The organism is Virgisporangium aurantiacum, assembly GCF_016863635.1.
GTDB lineage: Bacteria > Actinomycetota > Actinomycetes > Mycobacteriales > Micromonosporaceae > Virgisporangium > Virgisporangium aurantiacum.
This window is the reverse complement of sequence record NZ_BOPG01000092.1, coordinates 1-18,565: the sequence shown is the minus strand read 5'-3', so window position 1 is coordinate 18,565 and position 18,565 is coordinate 1. Positions and strand designations below refer to the sequence as shown.

Genomic DNA, 18,565 nt, shown 5'->3' with positions numbered 1-18,565 from the left:
AGCCGCCGCCGTCGGTGACTCCGGCCATTTCGAGTGTCAGAAAACGGACTTTTCGTCCAGTGGTCCGGTCACACCGGGATGTCGCCCGCGACGCCGAACTGGTAGGACAGTGGCAGGAAGCCGTATCCGGCGTACCAGACCTGCGAATCCCACACTCCGGTCGACGGGTGCCAGACCGCCGGGTCGGCGCGCCCGTCGCCGTTCAGGTCGCGCGGCGCGGGCACGTCTCCGGACCCCCCGAGGATCAAGGTGTACTGGTCGAACACCCACCATTCGCCGGTCGAGGGCCGCCATACGGCCACGTCGGTGCGGCCGTCGCCGTTGTAGTCACCGGGCACCGGGACGGCGCCGGCCGTCGCCGCCACGGCGGAGCGGTTGATCTCGGTGCCGGACTCGAATCCACCGGACCAGGCCACCGCCCGATCACCGGCGAGGTGGGTGAAGAAGCCGAGGACCATCTGCCACCGGCCGGCGTTGTGGTTGCACAGGAACAGCACCACCGGCTTGCCGTCGCAGGTGTCAGGTCCGGGATCCCGCCAGGTCGGCAGCCAACGTGACGGGGTCGATGCCGCGGGCGTGCAGCAACAGGTTGAGTGGGTTGGGCCGGTCGGGCGTCCAGCCGAGAGCCGTGAGACCGGCGCGGCCGCGGCGGCTGAGTCGGGTGCCGACGGGGTCCCGGGCGTCGCGGAGTGCGCCGTAGAGCAGGTGGTGCGGCTCGATGCGGGTGTCGCCGCGGTGGTCGGCGTGGTCGATGGCGAAGTGATAGGCGCGTTTGGTGAGCAGGTACCGGCACAGCGGACCGGGCCGGGCGTGTCCGCCGCGCCACCAGGGCCGGCGGCGGACCCGCCGTTCGGCTGCTCGCACCGCGTCGGCGCCGAAGGTGGCTTCCAACCGGTGACGGACCTGGTCGAGGTCGATACCCAAGCCGCGTAGGGCGGCGGCGGGGTCGGTGCGTGGGTTGAGGGTTGGACCGACGGCGAGCAGGGCCGCGCGGGCAGCGTCGAGATCCAGTCCGTGTTCGCGGAGGAGCGCGGCCGTGGGATTGGTGTCGTGGCGCAGGATTCCGAGAAGGAGGTGTTCGTCGGCGATGCACGGGTGCCCGAGCTCCCGCGCTTCGAGGTCGGCCAACCGGAGCACCTGCCGCCCGGCGGGGCTGAGGCGTTGCCACATCGGGCCTGTCCCGTCGTCGCCGACGGCGGCCAGCACGGCGCGGGTGACCCGCCGCGGGATCATGACCGGTCCCGGTCGCGGGTGCGCAGGCCGTGCTTGTGGATCTATTTGACGCCCATGCGGTCGTCAAATTTGTTTGACGACGCCTCACGCCTGTAGCGGCGTCACGGGTGCATCATCAGAGCGTGCAGGTGTCGGTGCTGTACTTCGCGAGGTGCCCGAACTGGCGGGAGGCCGGGCGCCGGGTCCGCACCGCCCTGGACCGGACAGGTCATCCGGACACGGCGGTGACGTTCGTTCCGGTGGAGACCGATGCCGAGGCAGCCGCCCTCGGCCTGCGGGGATCGCCGACCATCACCGTCGACGGCGAGGACCTGTTCCCCGCCGGGCCGCCACCGATCGGGCTAAGCTGCCGGATCTACTCCACCTCGCACGGGCCGGCCGGCATGCCCGACCACGCCGACCTCATCGCGGCTCTTCGGGAAAGGGGCACGCCGTGAGCACACCCACTCCGCCGACGGTCGAGCTGCGCCGGTGCGGCTGCTGCGACCGGGATCGACCCGCCAGCAAGGTCGCCGAACTCGGCACCACCCCCGGCGTCTACATCTGCGCCGGCTGCGCCCTGTGGGCGGCCCGCCGGGCCGGGCTCCTGTCCGCCCTCGCCGACCTCCGATTCCCCGGCCGACGACTGCTGCGGTCCTGGCGGCGCGGCGGCACCCGACGGTGAGGAACCGGCGCTTCACCACAACCGTTGCCACCGCCCCACGCGGACACATCCTCATCCCCGTCCCGTTCGACCCGGACACGGCCTGGGGCGCCAAGCCGCGTCACCACATTGGCGGCACCGTCAACGGGATGCGGGTACGCGGCACCGTCGAGCCATCCGACGACGGCCACGGATTCACCCTCGGCCCCGCCTGGATCCGCGACTGCGGCCTCGCCGCCGGCGACACCGTGACCGTCGACATCGAACCCGAAGGACCGCAACGCGGCGACCTCGCCGACGACATCGCCACCGCCCTCGACAGCAGCCCTCAGGCGGCGGCGTTCTTCGACTCCCTCGCCCAGTTCTACCGACGCGCCTACCTCCGCTGGATCGACGCCACCAAACGCCGACCCGAACAACGCCCGCTGCGCATCGCCGAAATGATCCGCCTCCTCGAAGCCGGCCACAAACAGCGCCCCGAATAGAGGGTTCAGGCGGCCGTCACGCGACGGTAGCGGTGGACGGCCGCCGGGACCGTCACCGCCAGCAGGACCGCGAGCCAGCCGGCCGCCTTGAGGACCGGGGTGGCGGTTGGTCCGCCGAGGCACAGGCAGCGCAGCGCGTCCACGGTGACGGTGATCGGATTGACCTCGGCGAACGCCTGCAGCCAGCCGGGAAACGTGGCGACGGGGACGAAGGTGGAGCTGGTGAAGATGAGCGGGATGACGGCGAGCAGCCCCCCGATTCCGGCCGACTCAGGGTCGCGGACAAGCAGGCCGAGCAGGGCGAAGATCCAGGAGAACACGATACCGACGCCGATGGCGAGGCCGATCGCGGCGAGGGCGGCGAGGGGACCGGCATGGAAGCGGAATCCGATGGTGGCGGCGAGCCCCGTCATGAGCGTGAGGACGAACAGGTTGCGGACGGCGTCGGCGGTGACCCGCCCGGCGAGCACGGCGGCACGGGCGGTAGGGAGTGCGCGGAACCGGTCGATCATGCCGGTGGCGAGGTCGTCGGCGAGGGCGACGCCGGTCTGGGAGGCGCCGAAGGCGATGGCGAGGATCCAGGTGCCCGGCAGGATGTAGTCGATGTACCGGTCGACGCCGGGCGGGTGGATGGCGCCGCCGAAGGCGTAGGTGAACAGCAGCACGAACAGCACCGGTTGCACGGTGGCGAAGGCGATCAGGGTGGGGACCCGGACCAGGCGGCGCAGGTTGCGGCCGGTGATGGTGGCTGTGTCGACCAGCAGCCGTCCGGACGTCATCGGATTTCCCCGCCGGGCTCGGCGGGTTGGCCGGTCAGGGTGAGGAACACCTCGTCGAGTGTCGGACGCCGCCACGCGAGATCTGCCACGTCCACGTGGTTGTCCGCGAGGCGGGCGGCGAGGTGGGGCAGGATCGCGGGACCGTCGGCGACCGGGACCACGACACCGCCGGTGACGGTGTCCACCGTCGCTGGGCCGGTGCCGATTCCGGTGAGCGCCGCGGCGAGCCGGCGCGGGTCGGCGCCGGGTGAGGCGTGCAGTTCCAGGCGTCCACCACCGACGCGGGCCTTGAGGTCGTCGGCGGTACCGGCGGCGATGACCCGGCCGTCGTCGAGCACGGTGATCGTGTCGGCGAGGTGGTCGGCTTCCTCGAGGTACTGCGTCGTCAGGACGACGCTGGTTCCGCCGGTGGCCAACTCCCTGATGAGTCGCCACAGGTCCAGCCGGCCACGCGGGTCGAGGCCGGTGGTGGGCTCGTCGAGGAACAGCACGGCGGGCGCCGCGACCAGGCTGGCCGCGACGTCGAGGCGCCGGCGCATCCCGCCGGAATACGTACGGGTGGTGTGACCGGCGGCACCGGTCAGGTCGAACAGCTCCAGCAGTTCGTCGGCGCGACGGCGGGCGGCCGGGCGGCCGAGGCCGGCCAGCCGCCCGATCATGCGCAGGTTCTCCCGTCCGGTGAGGTACCCGTCGACGGCGGCGTACTGCCCGGACAACCCGATCACCCGCCGGACAGCGTCCGGACGGCGGACCACGTCGTGACCGAGCACCCACACCCGCCCGGCATCCGGGGTCAGCAGCGTGGCGAGGATCCGCACGGCGGTGGTCTTTCCGGCGCCGTTGGGGCCGAGCAGCCCGAGCACCTGACCGACCGGCAATCGCAGATCCACACCGGCCAACGCCCGCGTGCCCCCGAACCGCTTCACCAGTCCGATCACCTCGACGGCGGATTCGTCCACCGCACATCACCCTGCCTGATAGCTAGGTTAACTACCTATGCCGCGACAGTAGCAAACCTACCTATGGCGTGGATAGGCTGCGACGCATGAGACAGGGCGCGCAGGAGCTGAAGGGCCATCTCGACGTCCTGCTTCTCGCCGCGCTGGAGGACGGGCCACGACACGGCTACGCGGTCAAAGAAGCGCTGCGCGAGGGCAGCGACGGCCGCTTCGACCTGCCGACCGGAACCGTCTACCCGGCACTGCACCGCCTGGCGGAGGCCGGACTGATTTCCGGCTCGTGGTCGGAGGTGGACGGCCGACGCCGACGCACCTACCAACTCACACCGGCCGGACTCCAGCGCCTGCACGCCGACCGAGCCAACTGGCGCGGCTTCGCCGCCGCGGTCACCGCCCTGCTGGAGCCGAGACCATGGCCGGCCACGAGCTGATCGACGACTACCTCGCCGAGCTGGCCCGCCGGCTGCCGGCCGACGCGGTCGACGAACTCGCCGACGGGCTCCTGGAAACCTGGCACCACCGGCGCGCAGCCGGATTGCCACCACGGGACGCCGCACAGGCGGCGATCGAGGAGTTCGGCACCGCCGACCAGGTGGTGCGGGCGTTCGTCACCCACGCACCGGGGCGGCGAACGGCCCGGTGGTTGCTGGCAACCGGTCCCCTCGTCGGGATGCTCTGGGGTATCGGCCTCGTGGCCGCCCAGGTCTGGACCTGGCCGGTGCCGGCCGAAGTGGTTGCCGCGTACGCGGCAACCCTGGCCGCCGTGGTGAGCCTGCTGGCGATCGCGGCGACCGCTACCGGCAGCCTGCGACGCACCCAACTCGGTGCGGTCGGCGGCTCCGGGCTCGTCCTGCTGGACCTGACGATGCTCGCAACTGTCCTCCTGGCAGCGCCGGGCCCCGCCTGGCCGATGCTCGCGGCGATCCCCGCCAGCCTGATCCGCGTCGGCCTGACCGCACGAACCCTCCCGGTGATCCTCGGCTGATCGCCCTCCTCGCCGGCCGACGCTGGTCACGCCGAACCGTCGGTCCAGGACCGGCTGACCACTCACGCCAGCAGCGGGGCGAAGATGTTGCGGCCCAACGTGACGGCTTTTTCCCGGGTGAGCATGATCGCGATGCGTGCGGGGTGGGCGGAGATCCAGGCGGGGGCATTCTCGGTGCGGGTGAAGAAAGTTGATGGTCGAGCAGCAGGTGCCCGTCCCGCAATGCCAGCGAGGGCGTTCAGTGCGAGTTCGCACCGGACCCAGCCGCAGACTTGGGCTTGCGGCGGTGGAGGGCGAACGTCACGACGAGCACGACCAGTGCGCCGATGAGCAGCCCGAGGATCGCGCTGGCCACCGTGTTGACCAACCAGCCGACGAGCCCGCCGAGAACACCCGTGGCGTCGTGGACTGCTTCCTCGACGTGGTGCACGGCCTCGTACAGGAAATGCAGGCCTAGTTCGTCGGTGCCCACCAGGATGATGTGCCCGCCCACCCACAGCATCGCGGCGGTGCCGACCACCGTGAGCGCGGTGAGGACCAGTGGCATCGCCCGCACCAGACCGCGACCGAACGTGGCGATCGCGCCGGAACGTTGCGCCAGGCGCAGCCCGGCGTCGTCCATTTTCACGATGAGGGCGACCGCGCCGTACACCAGGACGGTCATGACGACCGCCACCAGGGCCAGGATCGCCAGGCGGGACCAGAACGTCTCGTCGACCACCTCGTTCAGGGTGATGACCATGATCTCGGCCGAGAGGATCAGGTCGGTTCGCACGGCCCCGGCCACCAGGGTCTTCTCGTCCGGGGCGGTCTCCTCGCCCGCGCCGTGCGCGTCGTGATGGGCGATCTTGGCCCACACCTTCTCCGCGCCCTCGTAACACAGATAGGCGCCGCCGAGCATGAGGATCGGAGTGAGCAGCCAGGGCACGAACTGGCTGAGCAGCAGCACCGCCGGCAGGATGATGAGGAACTTGTTGCGCAGCGACCCCAGGGCGATACGTTTGATGATCGGTAGTTCGCGCTCGGCCGCGAGGCTCCGCACGTACTGCGGCGTGACGGCCGCGTCGTCGATGACGACACCCGCGGCCTTCGAGCCGGCCTTCGCGGCGGCTGCCCCGACATCGTCGATGGACGCCGCGGCGGCCCGAACCAGTACCGCCACGTCATCCAGCAGAGCTACGAGTCCACCGGCCAAGGCGAGTCCTTCCAGGGGTGATCAGCGTCCGTGCCGGCTCATTCTCGCCCAGATCCCTGCCCGGGGCACGCTACGGGCCGGTCACAGCGAGGTACGGCCGGTGGGCTGCCGCGACGAAGAGGGGGATCGCAAGGAACAGTGTTCCGTTGTCCGCTCTATCGGTCTGCTCGGCGATCCAGCCGTCGGCCTGCGTGGCGGTGATCGCCCCTGCGCCCTGGGCCGCGCGGGCAACACCGAGCAGAACGGTCAGCATGGTGGCGTCGGTGAACACCGCGGTTTGGACCTCGACCGTGGCGTCCTGGAACCCGGCGGCCCGGAGCAGGTTGCGGTAGCGGCGCCCGGCCCACGGGCTGGGGATGGTGTCGGCGCGGGCATGCAGGATGGTGCGGGTCAGCGCGATGTCGTCGGCGTCGATGATGAAGCTGTCCCAGTCCTGCCCGATGAGGACGATGCGTCCGCCGGGGACAAGGACGCGGTGTGCCTCGGCCAGGGCCCGGCCGGGGTCGGCGAGGCCGTGGAACACCTTGTCGGCGCGATAGCCGGTGAACGAGGCGTCCGGGAACGGCAGGTGGTAGGCGTCGCCGATTCGTAGGTCGGTACCGGGCCAGCGTTGCCGTGCCAGGTCGATGATCTGTTCGTCGACGTCGACGCCGACGGGGCGCATGCCACGTTCGGCGAGTTCGGCCACGGCCCGGCCGGTGCCGCACCCGACGTCGACAACAGCCGACCCGGCGGACAGCGCGAGCAGGTCATAGCTGCGCTGGCGCAATGCGGCGGCCCCGGGCAGGGCGTCGGCGATGTCGAGCAGCCCGATCATCGCCTCGGAGTCCGGCGTGCCCGGGGTCGGGTCGGGGGTGCTGGTCGTCGTTGACATGGTCACCAGCCTGCGACCTAATGTCGACATGAAGTCAAGCGATGAGCAGCCGTTGCTGAGCATCGGCGAGGCGGCCGCCCGGTTCGGTCTGGCACCGCATGTGTTGCGGCACTGGGAGTCGGTCGGGTTGCTTGCCCCGGCGCGGGCGGTGGCCGGCCGCCGCCGCTACGGCCGTGACCAGCTCTACCGGATCGCGATCATCCTGCGGGCGAAGGAGGTCGGGTTCGGCCTGGACGACATCCGCGCCATCATGACCGCGCCGAACCCGGCCACGCGCACCGACCTCCTGCGCGGCCACCGTGCCGACCTGGCCCGCCGCATCGCGCGGGCGCAGACTTCCCTCGACCTGATCGACTGCGCACTGGGTTGTGAGCACGAGGATCTGGGCGCCTGTCCGCACTTCCAGGCGATCCTGACCGACCGGATCGCGATGACGGCCGCGCCGACGACGGCCTGACCCGCCGCCGTGGTCACCCGTGCTCGGCGTGCGGTCCGTGGTCGGTGACCTGGGCGTCGAACCAGGCGTGCAACGCGGTGACGAGTGCCGGATCGGCGGTGGTGTAGGTGATCTGCCCGCCCGCCGGGATGTCCTGGTAGGTGACGGTGATCCGGGCGGCGCCGGTGCGGAGGGCGGCGAGGCCGGGCATGTCGTCGCCGTGGATGCGGCCGGGGTCGGTGTAGTCGCCCCGGCTGAACCGGTCGGTCTCCGTGCGCAGGTGCTGGCGGATCGGGTCGATCTGGCCGGTGTCGGTCGGGTCGTCGGCGACGACGGTCTGCACCCCGCCGGTGTCGGCCTTGGTGAACCGGTGGGTGGTGCGTTCGAGGTCGAACGGCATGACCGCCGCACCCCGCGCCGCGACGTCGGCCTGCCGGTCGGTGCCGCCACTGCACCCGGTGACCAGTGCGAGCGCGACGACGAGGGCCAGCGTCGCGCTACGGGTTCGGTTCATCGGTTGCCTCCGCGAGCAGTTGGAGTGCGGCGACGAGCGCGGCACGTTGGTCATCGGGTACGCGGTCCAGAAGAGCGGCGAACCTGGCCTGCCGGGCGGTAGCCAACCGCTCGGCGGCGGTTGCCCCGGCGTCGGTGAGTTCGAGCTGGACGCCGCGCCCGTCGTCGTCGGCGGTGTGCCGGCGTACCCATCCCCGGTTGGCGAGGTTGGTGACCAGGCGGCTGACGGTGCTCTTCTCCAGCCGCAGCCGGCGGCCGAGCTCCACCTGCCGCATGCGGCCTTCCCGGTGCAGTTCGGCCACGGCATACGCCTCGGAGACCGGCAGCGGTTGCCCGCACGGGGTGCGGTCGGGCTGGTGCAGACCGAAGTTGCGTACGAACCGCTGCAACGCCTCCTGCGCGGCGGCCGCCTCCCCCATCTCCGACATGGTTCGACCATACAACCTTCTGGTTCGACGGTACAACCAATTGAAGGGCGGCAAGAGAGAGGGAGAGAAATCAGAATCCACGAAGGCGAGCCCGTGAATGGTGGGGTGCCCGGTGCGCGGACACCCCACCGCGACGGTCAACTCTGGCCGAGAACCTTCTTCAGACTTGCTATCTCGGCCTGCTGGACCTTCTCGATGTCGGCGGCCAACTTCTTGACCTCCGGGTTGCTGCCGTTCTTCTGCACCTCCTGGGCCATCTGGATGGCACCGGTGTGATGGTCGATCATCATCTGGGCGAACTGCTTGTCGAACGCCGCGCCGCGGGCGGCCTTGAGCGTGTCCATGTCCTGCGTGGACATCATGCCGGGCATGCTGTGGCCATCGTGACCGCCGGCCGGGACGGTGGGCTTGCCCCACGCCTTGCACCATGCGGTCATCGTGTCGATCTCCGGCTGCTGCGCCGCTTTGATCTGTGTGGCAAGGGTCTTGACCTCGGTGCTGGCCGCACGGCTCGCGGCGAGATCGGCCATCTCCACGGCCTGCTGGTGGTGGGCGATCATGTTCTGCGCGAACGTGACGTCGGCGTCGTTGAACGTCTGCGACGAGGTGCCGCCGGCGGTGGACGTGTCCGAGCCGTGGTCCATGCCGCTGCCCGTGTCCTCGTCGCCGCCGCAACCGGCCAGCGCGAACACCGCCACGGCGGCGAAGGGCAGCAAAGCTCGACGCACCAGAGTGCGGTTCATGTGATCGTGTTCCTCTCGTCAACGGAAGAGTGCTACGGAAGGGTCGACGGAACGGCCGAGCGCGTTTGCGCGGTCAGCCGGTGGCCGTCGTTCTAAATCCGCAACACCGCCACGTCGACGAGACGCAACGGGAAAGGAAGCCCGAGCGCGGGCCCGGTGTGCGGGAACCGTGTGGTTCCGGGCGGTGCTCCCCTGGCCCCTGGTCCGGCCCACCGGGCCAGGGCATGAGAGAGCAGTGCCAGCACACCGACTCCGACCAGCACGGCCAGACAGACGATCATCAGTCCGGTGCCGCCCGGCAACCGGTGGGACCCCGAGTCGGGCCAGACGGCGAGAGATCCGTGTGACCCGCAGTCGCCGTCACACGTGTCTGCCATGGCAACGTCGGCGACGTCGCTGGTCCCGGTTGCCAGTGTTTCCCAGGAGTGATGATCCGAGGAGTGACCGACGGTGTGCATGCCGATCACGCCGATGCTCAGCAGGGCGAGTAGCAGCAGGCGACGCAGCCCGACACCCACACCAGCCACCCGTCACCTCCACTGCTCGAACCGCACACCACCGTAACGACCTCCGATGCGTACGGGGTGACCGGGTTGCAGCCGGGGCCGGCCGCGCGTGGCTCACGGTCGACACCATAGCGAGCGAGTGATTCGCCATCCGTGCGCAACATCTCGACCGCTGGGCGGTCCGGTCCGAATTTCTTTGTCCGGTCGGTCGTCAGGGAACGAGTGTCAGGTACGGCCGTGTCCAGGTCGCCCGCCCGGTGGGCGGGATCTCTCCGATGCGGCGGGCGCCGCACGCCAGATAGAACGGCTCCGCCGGCGGATGCACAACGATATGCACCAGGCTCAGTTCCAATTCCCGTGCCACCACACGCATGTCGTCGAAGAGTGCGCGGCCGACGCCGCGGCGTTTGAGCCCGTTGGCGACGAAGATGAAGTCGAGTTCACCCTCGCCCTCCGCACCCATACCGGGCAGCAGCAGGCTGTAGAACCCGTGAACGTCGCCGCCGGGGCCACGGATCACCCGCACCACGTTGGTGTTGAGGTATGCGACGTCGAGGGTCTGTGCGGCGGCCAACGGCCGGTAGTGACCGTCGTAGGCGTCCGAAGTGCGAACGATGGTTGTCAGTGTGGCCATGTCCTGCGGCCGGGCCGGTTCGACGGTCATCGTCGGGCTGATGTCCATGGGTCCTCCGTAGGTTTGCTATCGGTTCGCGGGCGCCGGCGCGTCCTCAGCCGGCGCCGCGGACGGCGCGGCAGCCGTCTCCCCTCGTGATATACCCCCTGGGGGTATGGGTAAGGACGCTACCCCCCAGGGGTACCAGAGGCAAGTCCGAAACTCGTTACGGCGCCGACAGTGGTGAGCGCGTGACGACCTGCCGGACGTTGCGCAACCGTCCGTCAGGTCCGGCGCCGCGTGTCGTCAAGAAGCGAATTGAAGCCATTTCCTAGAACGGAGATGCGCAGCGGCCAGTGCGTCGAGTGCGCCGACCTCGGCGCCCGCGTGGCCCTGCGCGACAGCAAGGATCCCGCCGGCCCGGCACTCGTGTTCAACCGTGCCGGGTGGCGGGCCTTTGTCGATGGGACGAAGTCCGGAGAGTACGACCGCTGACCCCAAGGGTTCCCGGCCTAACGGTGGGCATCCGCGTTGCTGGCGCCGGCCGCCGTCGTGCTGGCCAGCCAGACGGTCGCGAGGACGAGCCGTGCGATTGCGGTCAGGGCCTCGGGTTGAACGTGGGCCGGGACGTCGGCAGGGCTGTGGTAGCCGACCATGCCGGCGCCGATGCCGATGGCGGCGAACCCGGCTGCGGCGTAGCGGCGGTTGTCGGAGGCGACCGGCCCGGCGGCGAGAGGCACTCCGGTGTGCCGGCCGGCCTGGTCGAGGACGGCCAGCAGTCCGTGTGCCGGTCCGCCGGCCTCGACCGCGGCGGCGTCGTGCAGGTGGCCCGCGCCGTCGACGTTGACGACCAGCGGCGAGCCGGTCAGTCGGGCGGCGTGGTGGGCGGAGCCGAGGGCTCCGGTCTCCTCGCCGTCGAGGAGAGCCACGGACAGGCCGGCGCCACCAGGGAGGGCCGGCGCGAGGAGTCGGGCCACCTCGCAGACGACGGCGACGCCGCTGGCGTTGTCGGCTGCCGCGGGCTGACGGAGACGGGGATGGTCGCCGACGCCGTCGTAGTGGGCGGCGAGGAGCAGGTCCGTCCGGCCCGGTTCGGGCGAACGGATTCTGCCGTGGAGATTCGTGCCAATGACGTCGGTGCGGCGGATCGGTGCGTCGGCGGTCAGGGTGCCACCCTCGTCGAGCATTCTGCGGTGGAGGGCGGTTTCGACGGTCAGGATCGGCAACGGTCCGGGGTTGGGCCCGGCCAGCATCGTGTACTGCCAACCGTCGGCGTCGACGCCGCGCGGGAGCAGGAGTCCGGCGGCGCGGTAGGCGTGCCCGTAGGCGTCGAACAGGCTCATGCCGGACGGAACGAGCAGCCACCGGTCGACCGGGTCGTCGACACCGGCGACGCCGAGCTCGCCGGCACGCGGCGCCGGCATGTCGGCCGAGGCGAGGTGAATGGCGACGTCGCGGCCGAACGCCAAGGGTGTCTGTCCCCAGTGGACGGTCGGTGCGCGGTAGACGTCGGGCACAGCGGGCACGGTGAACGGATCGGTGGTTGGTGTCGCGCCGATGTCGGTGAGTTGCCGGGTGAGCCAGGTGCGGGCGGCGTTGCCGCCGGCCGTGCCGACGCGCCGGCCGGTGAACTCGTCGCTGGCGAGCCGGGCCACGGCGGCGCTCATCCGTTCCGCGGACACGGCGGCGAGAAGGGCATCGAGGTCACCGGTCGGGACGACTGGCAGGCCGGCGGCGGCGCTCATCCGCAGCAGCCCGTGCCGGATGCGACGGCCTCGGCCTTGGCGGTGGTGCCGCAACAGGAACCGGTCGCCTCGGCCTCGGCCGGCGTGCCGCAGCATGGGGAGCCCGCGTCGGGCAGGGCGATGTTCGTTGTCTGGGCCGGGTTGCCGCAGCAGCCGCTCGATCCGGCCGCGGACAGGGCGGCGGCCGGTTCGCCGCTGAATCCGCCCCGGGTCTCGGTGTCACTCATGATGGTCTCCTCTGCAGATGGAAGCTGGGGCTCAGCGAACGCCGGCCCAGGTGTAGGCGGCCGTGCGGGCACGATCGTGACGGTCGCGGGCGCGCTGCGCGGCGGTGGTGACCTCGGCGCAGCGATCGCAGAACCGGATGCCGGTCTCGACGGGTGGGCGCCTGCTGATCCGGAACATGCTCTCTCCTCAACAACATCCAGGCTGTTTCGATGTTTCTCTAATCAGCATGACCACTGATTCGAGAACTGTCAACTTAGATGTCAGTCGAATCAGCGTGGGAGATCGGTGACGGGCTCGCGGCCCGCACCACGATGCCGGCGGCGGCGACCGCGCACGCCGCCGCGATGGCGATGACGACGGGCCGGTAGCCGCCGCTGGTCTGCAGTGCCGCGGCACCCAGCGGCGCACCGGCGCGGGCCAGGGTGACCGGGAACGCGAGGCTGCCGGCGATCGTGGCGTAGGCGACGGTGCCGTACCGGTCGGCGAGTAATGCCGGTGCGGCGACGCTCGCGATGCCGAATCCGAGCCCGAACGCTACGACACCGACAACGGCACCCGCCCGGTTTCCGTCGATGAGCGGAAGGCTCAGGGCCGCGGCCGCCTGGACGGCGAAGATCGCGGCCACGACGGTGGTGATCCGGATCCTGCGCTGCGCCCCGGTGAGCACGATCCGACCGGTCACCGACAGCACGCCCAGCAGCCCGGCGACCGTGGCCGCGAACGTCGTCGGGTGCCCGGCGTCGGTGAGCAGCCCGACGAGGTGGAACGTCATCGCGCTCATCGCCGCGCCGTGCGCGACGAACGCGACGGCCATGGCCCAGAACCGCGCGTCCGCGAGGGCCGCGCGGACAACGGTGGTGCGGCCGGTCGCGGACCGTTGCGGTCCGCGCGTCGTCAGGTGGGACGGTGTGCGGACGACGAGCGCGTGCAACGGCACCGTGACCGCCCCGTGCACGGCGGCGAGCACCAGCAACGCGGTCCGCCAGCCGTACCGGTCGACGAGTAAGCCGGCCAGCGGCAGGAAGATCGCACTGGCGAAGCCGGCCACGAGCGTCACGCCGAGCAGTGCCCGCGATCGGCGCGCCGGGTCGAACCACGAGACCACGACGGCGAACGCCGGTTCGTAGAGCACCATCGCGCCGGTGACGCCGATCCCGAAGAGGACCGCGTAGAGCTGCCACACCTGCTGCACCTGTGACCACGTCACCAGCAGCCCGGTCGCCGCCAGCGACCCGACGGTCATCAGCGCCCGACCGCCGTGCCGGTCCAGCCACCGCCCGACGGGCACCGCCATGATTGCCCCGGCGAGGACCGAACACGTCATCGCGCCCGTCACCGCCGCGGTTGACACGTGCAGCGTGGCCGCGATCGGCCGCAGCAGCACCGCGAAGGAGTAGTACAGGACGCCGTACCCGACGGTCTGCGTCACCGCGAGCGCCGCGACGATCCGCCAACCATGGAAGCGTCGGTGGTCGCCGACCCGAGGATCGGCGACCGCCACCGGGGCGGAACTCACGGCCCCAGCAGCAGACTTAGCCGCAGCACCCGCCACCCTGCTCCCCCGCCTTCTCGGCTCCCACCGGTAGGAGAGCCAGCGGGGCGGACAGCAGCCCACCGGAGATTCCCGTGGCCAGACCACGAGCCGCCGGTGCCGTCTCGGCAGCAGGCGCGCCGCAACAACCACCGCTGTTGGCGTCGACGGTGCCGGCGTCGAGGACCGGGTTGCTGTTGCACACACCGGTTTCCGGCAGGTCCAACTGGACGTCGCGGGCGGCGTCCCAATCCCCGGCCAGGGCAGCGACGACGGAGCGGGCCTGTTCGTAGCCGGTGGCGAGCAGGAACGTCGGCGCGCGGCCGTAGCTCTTGACGCCGATGGCGTAGTAGCCGGGCTCGGGGTGGGTCAGCTCGTCGACGCCGTGCGGCGGCACGGTGCCGCACGAGTGCTCGTTCGGGTCGATCAGCGGCGCCAGCGCCCGCGTCGACCCCATGACGGCATCGAGGTCGAGGCGCAGTTCCGAGGCGATGCCGTGATCGGGCCGGAACCCGGTCGCCGACACGATCCGGTCCACGGCGATGCTGTCGCTGCCGTCCGACACCACGACGCGGCCGTCGGCGACGATCACGGACTGCACGCTGAACCCGGTGACGAGCCTGATGGTGCCGGCGTCAACGTGTTCGCGGAGCCGGGTGCCGAGCGCCCCGCGGGCGGGCAGCGCGTCGGCGGTCTCGCCGCCGTAGGTGCGCGCCGGGCTCGCCGAGCGGATCGCCCACACCACCCCGGTTCCAGGGACCTCGCCGGCCAGTTCGGCCAGCGACAGCAGGGTGTTGGCCGCCGAGTGTCCCGCGCCGACGACGAGCGTGCGCCGGCCCGCGAACCGGTCCCGGTCGGCACCGAGCACGTCGGGCAGCGCGTGCTCGACGAACGCTGACGCGGCCGCCTCGCCGTGGGCGGGAATGCCGGCGGCACCGAGCACGTTCGGGGCGCCCCAGGTCCCGGAGGCGTCGATGACCGCCCGCGCGAGCACATCCTCACCGTCGGCGAGGCGGATCAGGAACGGCGCGGTATCACGACCCACGGTGCGCAGCCGGTCGAGGCCGAGCCGCGTCACCGCGTCGACCCGTGCGTCGTAGCGCACGTGCGGCTTGACGGCGGGAAGGTCGGCGAGGGGCTGCAGGTAGTCGCCGGCCAACTGTCCGCCGGTCGGCAGCACGTCGGGGTCGGGTTCGACCCAGCCGGCCTCGGCGAGCAGGCGGCGGGCGGCCTGGTCGACGTTGAACCGCCACGGCGAGAACAGCCGCACGTGTCCCCACTGCCGCACCGCCGCCGCCGGACCCGCACCGGCTTCCAGGACGGTGAACCGGATCCCCCGCTCGGCCAGGTGAGCGGCGGCGGCCAACCCGACCGGGCCGGCCCCGATGACGGCAACGGGTAGCTCCTCCATGCGGATGCTCATCTCGATCCCTCACTATCTCGACGGCTGTCTAAACAGGAGGGTTGCACGCTGTTTCGAGATCTGTCAACCTAGAGGCATGTCGAAACAAGGCTCGGGTTTGTCCCTCGTCGACCTGTCGGCCGAGCCGTGCTGCTCGCCGCTGGCCGAGGCCCGCATGCCGGCCGAGACCGCGGAGCTGCTCGCGCCCGCGTTCAAGGCACTCGGCGACCCGGTCCGCCTGCAACTCATGTCGATGATCGCCTCCGCACCCGACGGCGAAGTCTGCGTGTGCGACCTGACCCCGGCGTTCGACCTGTCCGGCCCGACGATCTCGCACCACCTCAAGACCCTCCGCGCGGCCGGCCTCGTCGACGCCGAACGTCGTGGCACCTGGGTCTACTACCGCCCCCGTCGCGCCGTCATGCGCCAGTTGGCTCTCCTGCTCGCCGCCGACGCACCGACGCCGGTCAGCTGAACCACCGAGCATGAGGATCGTCGTCGACGACCTGTCCGGACCGGCGATCGCCGACTTTCTCGCCGACCACGTACGCCAGATGCGCTCCATCACCCCGGAAGAAGGCAAACACGCCCTCGATCTCGACGGCCTCCGCGCGCCGGGCATCACCTTCTGGACCGCGCTGGACGGAGACCTGATCGTCGGATGTGCCGCCCTCAAACGGCTCGACGTCGAACTCGCCGAGGTCAAGTCGATGCGCACGTCTCCCGCACGGCGGCGATCCGGGGTAGCGACGGCGCTGTTGGACCATCTGATCGCGGAGGCACGGCGGATGGGGTACCGGCGGCTGAGTCTGGAGACCGGCTCGGCAGGCTTCTTCGAGCCGGCCCGGCGGTTGTACCGGAAGTTCGGTTTCGAGTCCTGTGAGCCGTTCGGCGACTACGCCGCCACTCCCTACAACGTGTTCATGACCCGCCGCATCGACGCACCGGGCGAGTGACGGCTCATCGCCTCACGGCACATCGGCGGAGGCGTCGAGCGCGAGGAGCCGGGCGAGGAGCCGGAATACCTGCGCGAGGCAGATCGCAGGAGGGTCAGCACGTTATTCGGTCAGCCGGGCGGCACCCTCGTCAGGGTCGATGACGAGCGGCTTCATCGGTCCGTACTCCCCTCGACGACGGGAACGACGACGTCGCCGGCCGCGCGGTCGGCCTCCGGATACAGCGCCACCACAAGACCGATGCCGACAGCCGACCCGACGAGCTGAGCCACGACGAACGCTGGCACCGAGCCCGGTGCAATCCCGGCGAAGGTATCGGTGAACGCCCGACCGACCGTGACCGCGGGGTTGGCGAAACTGGTCGACGACGTGAACCAGTACGCCGCACCGATGTACGCGCCGACAGCGGCGGGTGCGGCCGCCGCCCGGCCCGAGCGGGCCAACGCGAAGACCAGCAACACCAGACCGGTCGTGGCGACGACTTCGCCCAACCACAGGTGCCCGGCGGCGCGTTGTCTGCCGGAGAGGTCAACGGCGGCCAGGTCGAACATCAGGTTGGCCAGCACCGACCCGACGACCGCACCGACCGTCTGTGCGACCGCGTACCCGCCGAACTCGCGGGCGGTGAGGCCGGTGCCCGCGCGTCGTCCGAGGAACCAGTCGGCGGCGGACACGACCGGGTTGAAGTGTGCCCCGGACACCGGCCCGAACATGAGGATCAGCGCGCCGAGTGCCAATGCGGTGGCGACGGAGTTCTCCAGCAACTGCAGGCCGATGTCGTCCGGCGACAGGGTGACGGCCATGATGCCCGAACCGACAACCGCCGTGACCAGCAGCGCGGTGCCGATGAACTCGGCGAGCAGCCGTCGCCACAGTGCCGGGTGGTTCACCGGGCCACCGCGACGTCGAGTTCGTCGAGGAGGGTTCGGACGCGGCGTTCGATCTCGTCACGGACCGGCCGGACGACTTCGACACTCTGACCGGCCGGGTCGTCGAGGTCCCAGTTCTCGTACCGGGTGCCGGGGAAGATCGGGCAGGCATCGCCGCATCCCATCGTGACGACGACGGTGGCGGCGCGGACGATCTCGTCGGTCCACGGCTTCGGGTATTCGCCGGTGATGTCGATGCCGCGCTCGGCCATCGCGGCGACGGCGGCGCGGTTGATCTCGGTGCCGGGTTCGGATCCACCGGACCAGGCGATCGCGCGGTCGCCGGCCAAGCGAGTGAAGAAGCCGAGAGCCATCTGCGACCGGCCGGCGTTGTGGGTGCACAGGAAGAGCACGACCGGTTTGCCGTCGCGGTGGTGTCCCTCGACGCGGGCCAGGGCCTGCAGCCGCTGCCGGGCGAAGCGTTCGGCGAGCAGGGGAAGGAAGTTGGGGACGGTGCTGCGGTTGGCGAACTGGTCGTAGCTGGTGTGCAGAAACCGTTCGATCGTCTGCGTGCCGTAGGTGCCGTCGAACTCGCGGCCCAGCCGGGCGGCGGCGGTCCGTAGCGCCAACTGCTGATCGATGGACAGGTCGCGGTGGGTGTGGGTGCTGGTGTCAGACACGGTCGTCCCCTTTCCGGGGCTGCGGTGCGCGGGCCGGCGTGATGGCCGGGACCAGCCGGTCGATGCGATCGGCGAGGTCGGTGTAGGCGGCTTCGAACGCGGCGTCGGTATCGACCCGCACCGGGTCGGGCACCGACCAGTGCAGTTGGACGCGATCGGGGTCTTCTTCGTAGGCGTTGTCGCAGACGGCGATGAGCAGATCGCCGGGCTTGGCGACGTCGTCGACATGGGCGGTTGCGGCGGGGTCGAGGACCAGACCGTGACGGTGGCCGATCTTGATCGCCCGCGGATGCACCCGGGCCGCGGGGAGGGTGCCGGCCGACGCGACCGGGCGGCCGGTGCGCTCGCGCCACAACGCCGCGGCCAGCTGGGATCGGGCCGAGTTGTGGGTGCAGACGAATACCACCCGGTCGGCGGGCAGGTCCGGCGGGGCGAGCACGGCGAGCGTTTCCGGGCGCAGCCGCAGGTAGGTGCGGCGCCGGTCGCCTTCCGACCGGGTCCGGGTCACCAGAACTGCCTCGTCCAGGACCTTGACGTGGTGCGCCACCAGGTTCGTGCCGATCCCGAGGTACTCGGCGAGTTCGCCGGGTGAGGCGTCGCCGTTCCGCAACGCGTCGACGATCGCCAACCGGACCGGATCACCGAGCGCGGCGTGCACCCGAGCCCGAGCTTCGACCGAAACTAGTTCAGCGTTCATTGACTCAATTAGTACTGACCTAGATGGCGACGGTCAAGTCCAGGAGCGGACCACTCCCGGTCGTC

At 70.8% G+C, this 18,565-nt stretch carries 27 protein-coding genes and 1 pseudogene; 9 read left to right on the top strand and 19 right to left on the bottom strand.

The window, feature by feature from the left end:
* Positions 1 to 68: 68 nt before the first annotated feature.
* Positions 69 to 500 (bottom strand): hypothetical protein, encoded by a 432-nt coding sequence (locus Vau01_RS54260; RefSeq protein WP_204009684.1) that lies wholly within the window; start codon positions 498 to 500, stop codon positions 69 to 71.
* Positions 501 to 519: 19 nt separating this feature from the next.
* The gene (locus tag Vau01_RS54255) at positions 520 to 1,233 is read right to left on the bottom strand and encodes a Clp protease N-terminal domain-containing protein (protein WP_204009681.1); all 714 of its coding nucleotides are present in this window, start codon (positions 1,231 to 1,233) and stop codon (positions 520 to 522) included.
* Between the two features lie 122 nt (positions 1,234 to 1,355).
* On the opposite strand from Vau01_RS54255, the gene Vau01_RS54250 reads away from it, so the two are divergent.
* From Vau01_RS54250 to Vau01_RS54240, 3 genes are read left to right on the top strand one after another with little or no spacing between them, the layout of a single operon-like run.
* A complete protein-coding gene (locus tag Vau01_RS54250) occupies positions 1,356 to 1,670 on the top strand; it encodes a thioredoxin domain-containing protein (RefSeq protein WP_204009679.1) in 315 nt (104 codons plus the stop codon).
* Positions 1,667 to 1,897 carry a hypothetical protein gene (locus Vau01_RS54245; RefSeq protein ID WP_204009676.1) on the top strand — a complete coding sequence of 77 codons (231 nt, stop codon included), beginning with the start codon at positions 1,667 to 1,669 and terminating at the stop codon, positions 1,895 to 1,897. The genes Vau01_RS54250 and Vau01_RS54245 overlap by 4 nt, the downstream gene beginning before the upstream one ends.
* Entirely contained in the window at positions 1,894 to 2,361 is a 468-nt protein-coding gene (locus Vau01_RS54240) for a YdeI/OmpD-associated family protein (protein ID WP_204009673.1), read from the top strand. Before Vau01_RS54245 ends, Vau01_RS54240 begins: the two co-directional genes overlap by 4 nt.
* A gap of 5 nt (positions 2,362 to 2,366) precedes the next feature.
* Here Vau01_RS54240 and Vau01_RS54235 read toward each other — a convergent pair whose 3' ends face one another.
* Together Vau01_RS54235 and Vau01_RS54230 are read right to left on the bottom strand one after the other, a co-directional pair.
* The gene (locus tag Vau01_RS54235) at positions 2,367 to 3,140 is read right to left on the bottom strand and encodes an ABC transporter permease (RefSeq protein WP_204009661.1); all 774 of its coding nucleotides are present in this window, start codon (positions 3,138 to 3,140) and stop codon (positions 2,367 to 2,369) included.
* Entirely contained in the window at positions 3,137 to 4,099 is a 963-nt protein-coding gene (locus tag Vau01_RS54230) for an ATP-binding cassette domain-containing protein (protein ID WP_204009659.1), read from the bottom strand. Before Vau01_RS54230 ends, Vau01_RS54235 begins: the two co-directional genes overlap by 4 nt.
* An 86-nt stretch (positions 4,100 to 4,185) precedes the next feature.
* On the opposite strand from Vau01_RS54230, the gene Vau01_RS54225 reads away from it, so the two are divergent.
* Both Vau01_RS54225 and Vau01_RS54220 read left to right on the top strand, forming a co-directional pair.
* Positions 4,186 to 4,530, top strand: a complete 345-nt coding sequence (locus tag Vau01_RS54225; protein ID WP_204009645.1) for a PadR family transcriptional regulator — start codon at positions 4,186 to 4,188, stop codon at positions 4,528 to 4,530.
* Complete coding sequence (locus Vau01_RS54220; RefSeq protein WP_204009643.1) at positions 4,512 to 5,084, top strand: permease prefix domain 1-containing protein; 573 nt, start codon at positions 4,512 to 4,514, stop codon at positions 5,082 to 5,084. Before Vau01_RS54225 ends, Vau01_RS54220 begins: the two co-directional genes overlap by 19 nt.
* 238 nt (positions 5,085 to 5,322) lie before the next feature.
* Here Vau01_RS54220 and Vau01_RS54215 read toward each other — a convergent pair whose 3' ends face one another.
* Positions 5,323 to 6,246 (bottom strand): DUF808 domain-containing protein, encoded by a 924-nt coding sequence (locus tag Vau01_RS54215; protein ID WP_239152754.1) that lies wholly within the window; start codon positions 6,244 to 6,246, stop codon positions 5,323 to 5,325.
* Between the two features lie 103 nt (positions 6,247 to 6,349).
* Positions 6,350 to 7,153, bottom strand: a complete 804-nt coding sequence (locus tag Vau01_RS54210; protein ID WP_204009639.1) for a methyltransferase domain-containing protein — start codon at positions 7,151 to 7,153, stop codon at positions 6,350 to 6,352.
* Between the two features lie 28 nt (positions 7,154 to 7,181).
* Between Vau01_RS54210 and Vau01_RS54205 the strand changes: the two genes are divergently transcribed.
* Entirely contained in the window at positions 7,182 to 7,610 is a 429-nt protein-coding gene (locus tag Vau01_RS54205; RefSeq protein WP_204009637.1) for a helix-turn-helix domain-containing protein, read from the top strand.
* A gap of 13 nt (positions 7,611 to 7,623) precedes the next feature.
* Here the strand turns inward: Vau01_RS54205 and Vau01_RS54200 are convergent, their stop codons facing one another.
* The 5 genes from Vau01_RS54200 to Vau01_RS54180 form a co-directional block, all read right to left on the bottom strand.
* Positions 7,624 to 8,103 (bottom strand): hypothetical protein, encoded by a 480-nt coding sequence (locus Vau01_RS54200; RefSeq protein WP_204009635.1) that lies wholly within the window; start codon positions 8,101 to 8,103, stop codon positions 7,624 to 7,626.
* Positions 8,087 to 8,530, bottom strand: coding sequence for a MarR family winged helix-turn-helix transcriptional regulator (locus tag Vau01_RS54195; RefSeq protein ID WP_204009633.1), 444 nt, complete (start codon positions 8,528 to 8,530; stop codon positions 8,087 to 8,089). Before Vau01_RS54195 ends, Vau01_RS54200 begins: the two co-directional genes overlap by 17 nt.
* Positions 8,531 to 8,667: 137 nt before the next feature.
* Positions 8,668 to 9,273, bottom strand: a complete 606-nt coding sequence (locus Vau01_RS54190; protein WP_204009622.1) for a DUF305 domain-containing protein — start codon at positions 9,271 to 9,273, stop codon at positions 8,668 to 8,670.
* Between the two features lie 92 nt (positions 9,274 to 9,365).
* Complete coding sequence (locus Vau01_RS54185) at positions 9,366 to 9,800, bottom strand: hypothetical protein (RefSeq protein ID WP_204009619.1); 435 nt, start codon at positions 9,798 to 9,800, stop codon at positions 9,366 to 9,368.
* A 190-nt stretch (positions 9,801 to 9,990) separates the two neighbouring features.
* Entirely contained in the window at positions 9,991 to 10,461 is a 471-nt protein-coding gene (locus tag Vau01_RS54180; RefSeq protein ID WP_204009616.1) for a GNAT family N-acetyltransferase, read from the bottom strand.
* Between the two features lie 273 nt (positions 10,462 to 10,734).
* On the opposite strand from Vau01_RS54180, the gene Vau01_RS54175 reads away from it, so the two are divergent.
* A complete protein-coding gene (locus tag Vau01_RS54175) occupies positions 10,735 to 10,887 on the top strand; it encodes a DUF397 domain-containing protein (protein ID WP_204009613.1) in 153 nt (50 codons plus the stop codon).
* Positions 10,888 to 10,904: 17 nt separating this feature from the next.
* Here Vau01_RS54175 and Vau01_RS54170 read toward each other — a convergent pair whose 3' ends face one another.
* The 5 genes from Vau01_RS54170 to Vau01_RS54150 all read right to left on the bottom strand — a co-directional run bounded on the left by Vau01_RS54170 (position 10,905) and on the right by Vau01_RS54150 (position 15,319).
* Positions 10,905 to 12,137, bottom strand: a complete 1,233-nt coding sequence (locus Vau01_RS54170; RefSeq protein ID WP_204009610.1) for a M28 family metallopeptidase — start codon at positions 12,135 to 12,137, stop codon at positions 10,905 to 10,907.
* On the bottom strand, positions 12,134 to 12,364 hold the full coding sequence (locus Vau01_RS54165) for a hypothetical protein (protein ID WP_204009607.1): 231 nt from the start codon (positions 12,362 to 12,364) through the stop codon (positions 12,134 to 12,136). Before Vau01_RS54165 ends, Vau01_RS54170 begins: the two co-directional genes overlap by 4 nt.
* A 31-nt stretch (positions 12,365 to 12,395) precedes the next feature.
* Positions 12,396 to 12,542: a hypothetical protein gene (locus Vau01_RS54160; protein ID WP_204009604.1), complete on the bottom strand. Its 147-nt coding sequence runs from the start codon at positions 12,540 to 12,542 to the stop codon at positions 12,396 to 12,398.
* Between the two features lie 76 nt (positions 12,543 to 12,618).
* On the bottom strand, positions 12,619 to 13,881 hold the full coding sequence (locus Vau01_RS54155) for an MFS transporter (RefSeq protein ID WP_204009601.1): 1,263 nt from the start codon (positions 13,879 to 13,881) through the stop codon (positions 12,619 to 12,621).
* Positions 13,882 to 13,897: 16 nt separating this feature from the next.
* The gene (locus tag Vau01_RS54150; protein ID WP_204009598.1) at positions 13,898 to 15,319 is read right to left on the bottom strand and encodes an NAD(P)-binding domain-containing protein; all 1,422 of its coding nucleotides are present in this window, start codon (positions 15,317 to 15,319) and stop codon (positions 13,898 to 13,900) included.
* 76 nt (positions 15,320 to 15,395) lie between these two features.
* Between Vau01_RS54150 and Vau01_RS54145 the strand changes: the two genes are divergently transcribed.
* Positions 15,396 to 15,773 (top strand): ArsR/SmtB family transcription factor, encoded by a 378-nt coding sequence (locus Vau01_RS54145; RefSeq protein ID WP_204009595.1) that lies wholly within the window; start codon positions 15,396 to 15,398, stop codon positions 15,771 to 15,773.
* Positions 15,774 to 15,783: 10 nt separating this feature from the next.
* The gene (locus Vau01_RS54140; RefSeq protein ID WP_204009592.1) at positions 15,784 to 16,254 is read left to right on the top strand and encodes a GNAT family N-acetyltransferase; all 471 of its coding nucleotides are present in this window, start codon (positions 15,784 to 15,786) and stop codon (positions 16,252 to 16,254) included.
* A gap of 161 nt (positions 16,255 to 16,415) precedes the next feature.
* Here Vau01_RS54140 and Vau01_RS54135 read toward each other — a convergent pair.
* The 3 genes and pseudogenes from Vau01_RS54135 to Vau01_RS54125 form a co-directional block, all read right to left on the bottom strand.
* Positions 16,416 to 17,144: pseudogene (locus Vau01_RS54135) on the bottom strand (aquaporin); the annotation flags it as partial.
* A complete protein-coding gene (locus Vau01_RS64150; protein ID WP_204009586.1) occupies positions 17,141 to 17,803 on the bottom strand; it encodes an arsenate reductase ArsC in 663 nt (220 codons plus the stop codon). The pseudogene Vau01_RS54135 and the gene Vau01_RS64150, both read right to left, overlap by 4 nt.
* Positions 17,796 to 18,461, bottom strand: coding sequence for an arsenate reductase/protein-tyrosine-phosphatase family protein (locus Vau01_RS54125; protein WP_239152753.1), 666 nt, complete (start codon positions 18,459 to 18,461; stop codon positions 17,796 to 17,798). The genes Vau01_RS64150 and Vau01_RS54125 overlap by 8 nt, the downstream gene beginning before the upstream one ends.
* Between the last annotated feature and the right edge of the window lie 104 nt (positions 18,462 to 18,565).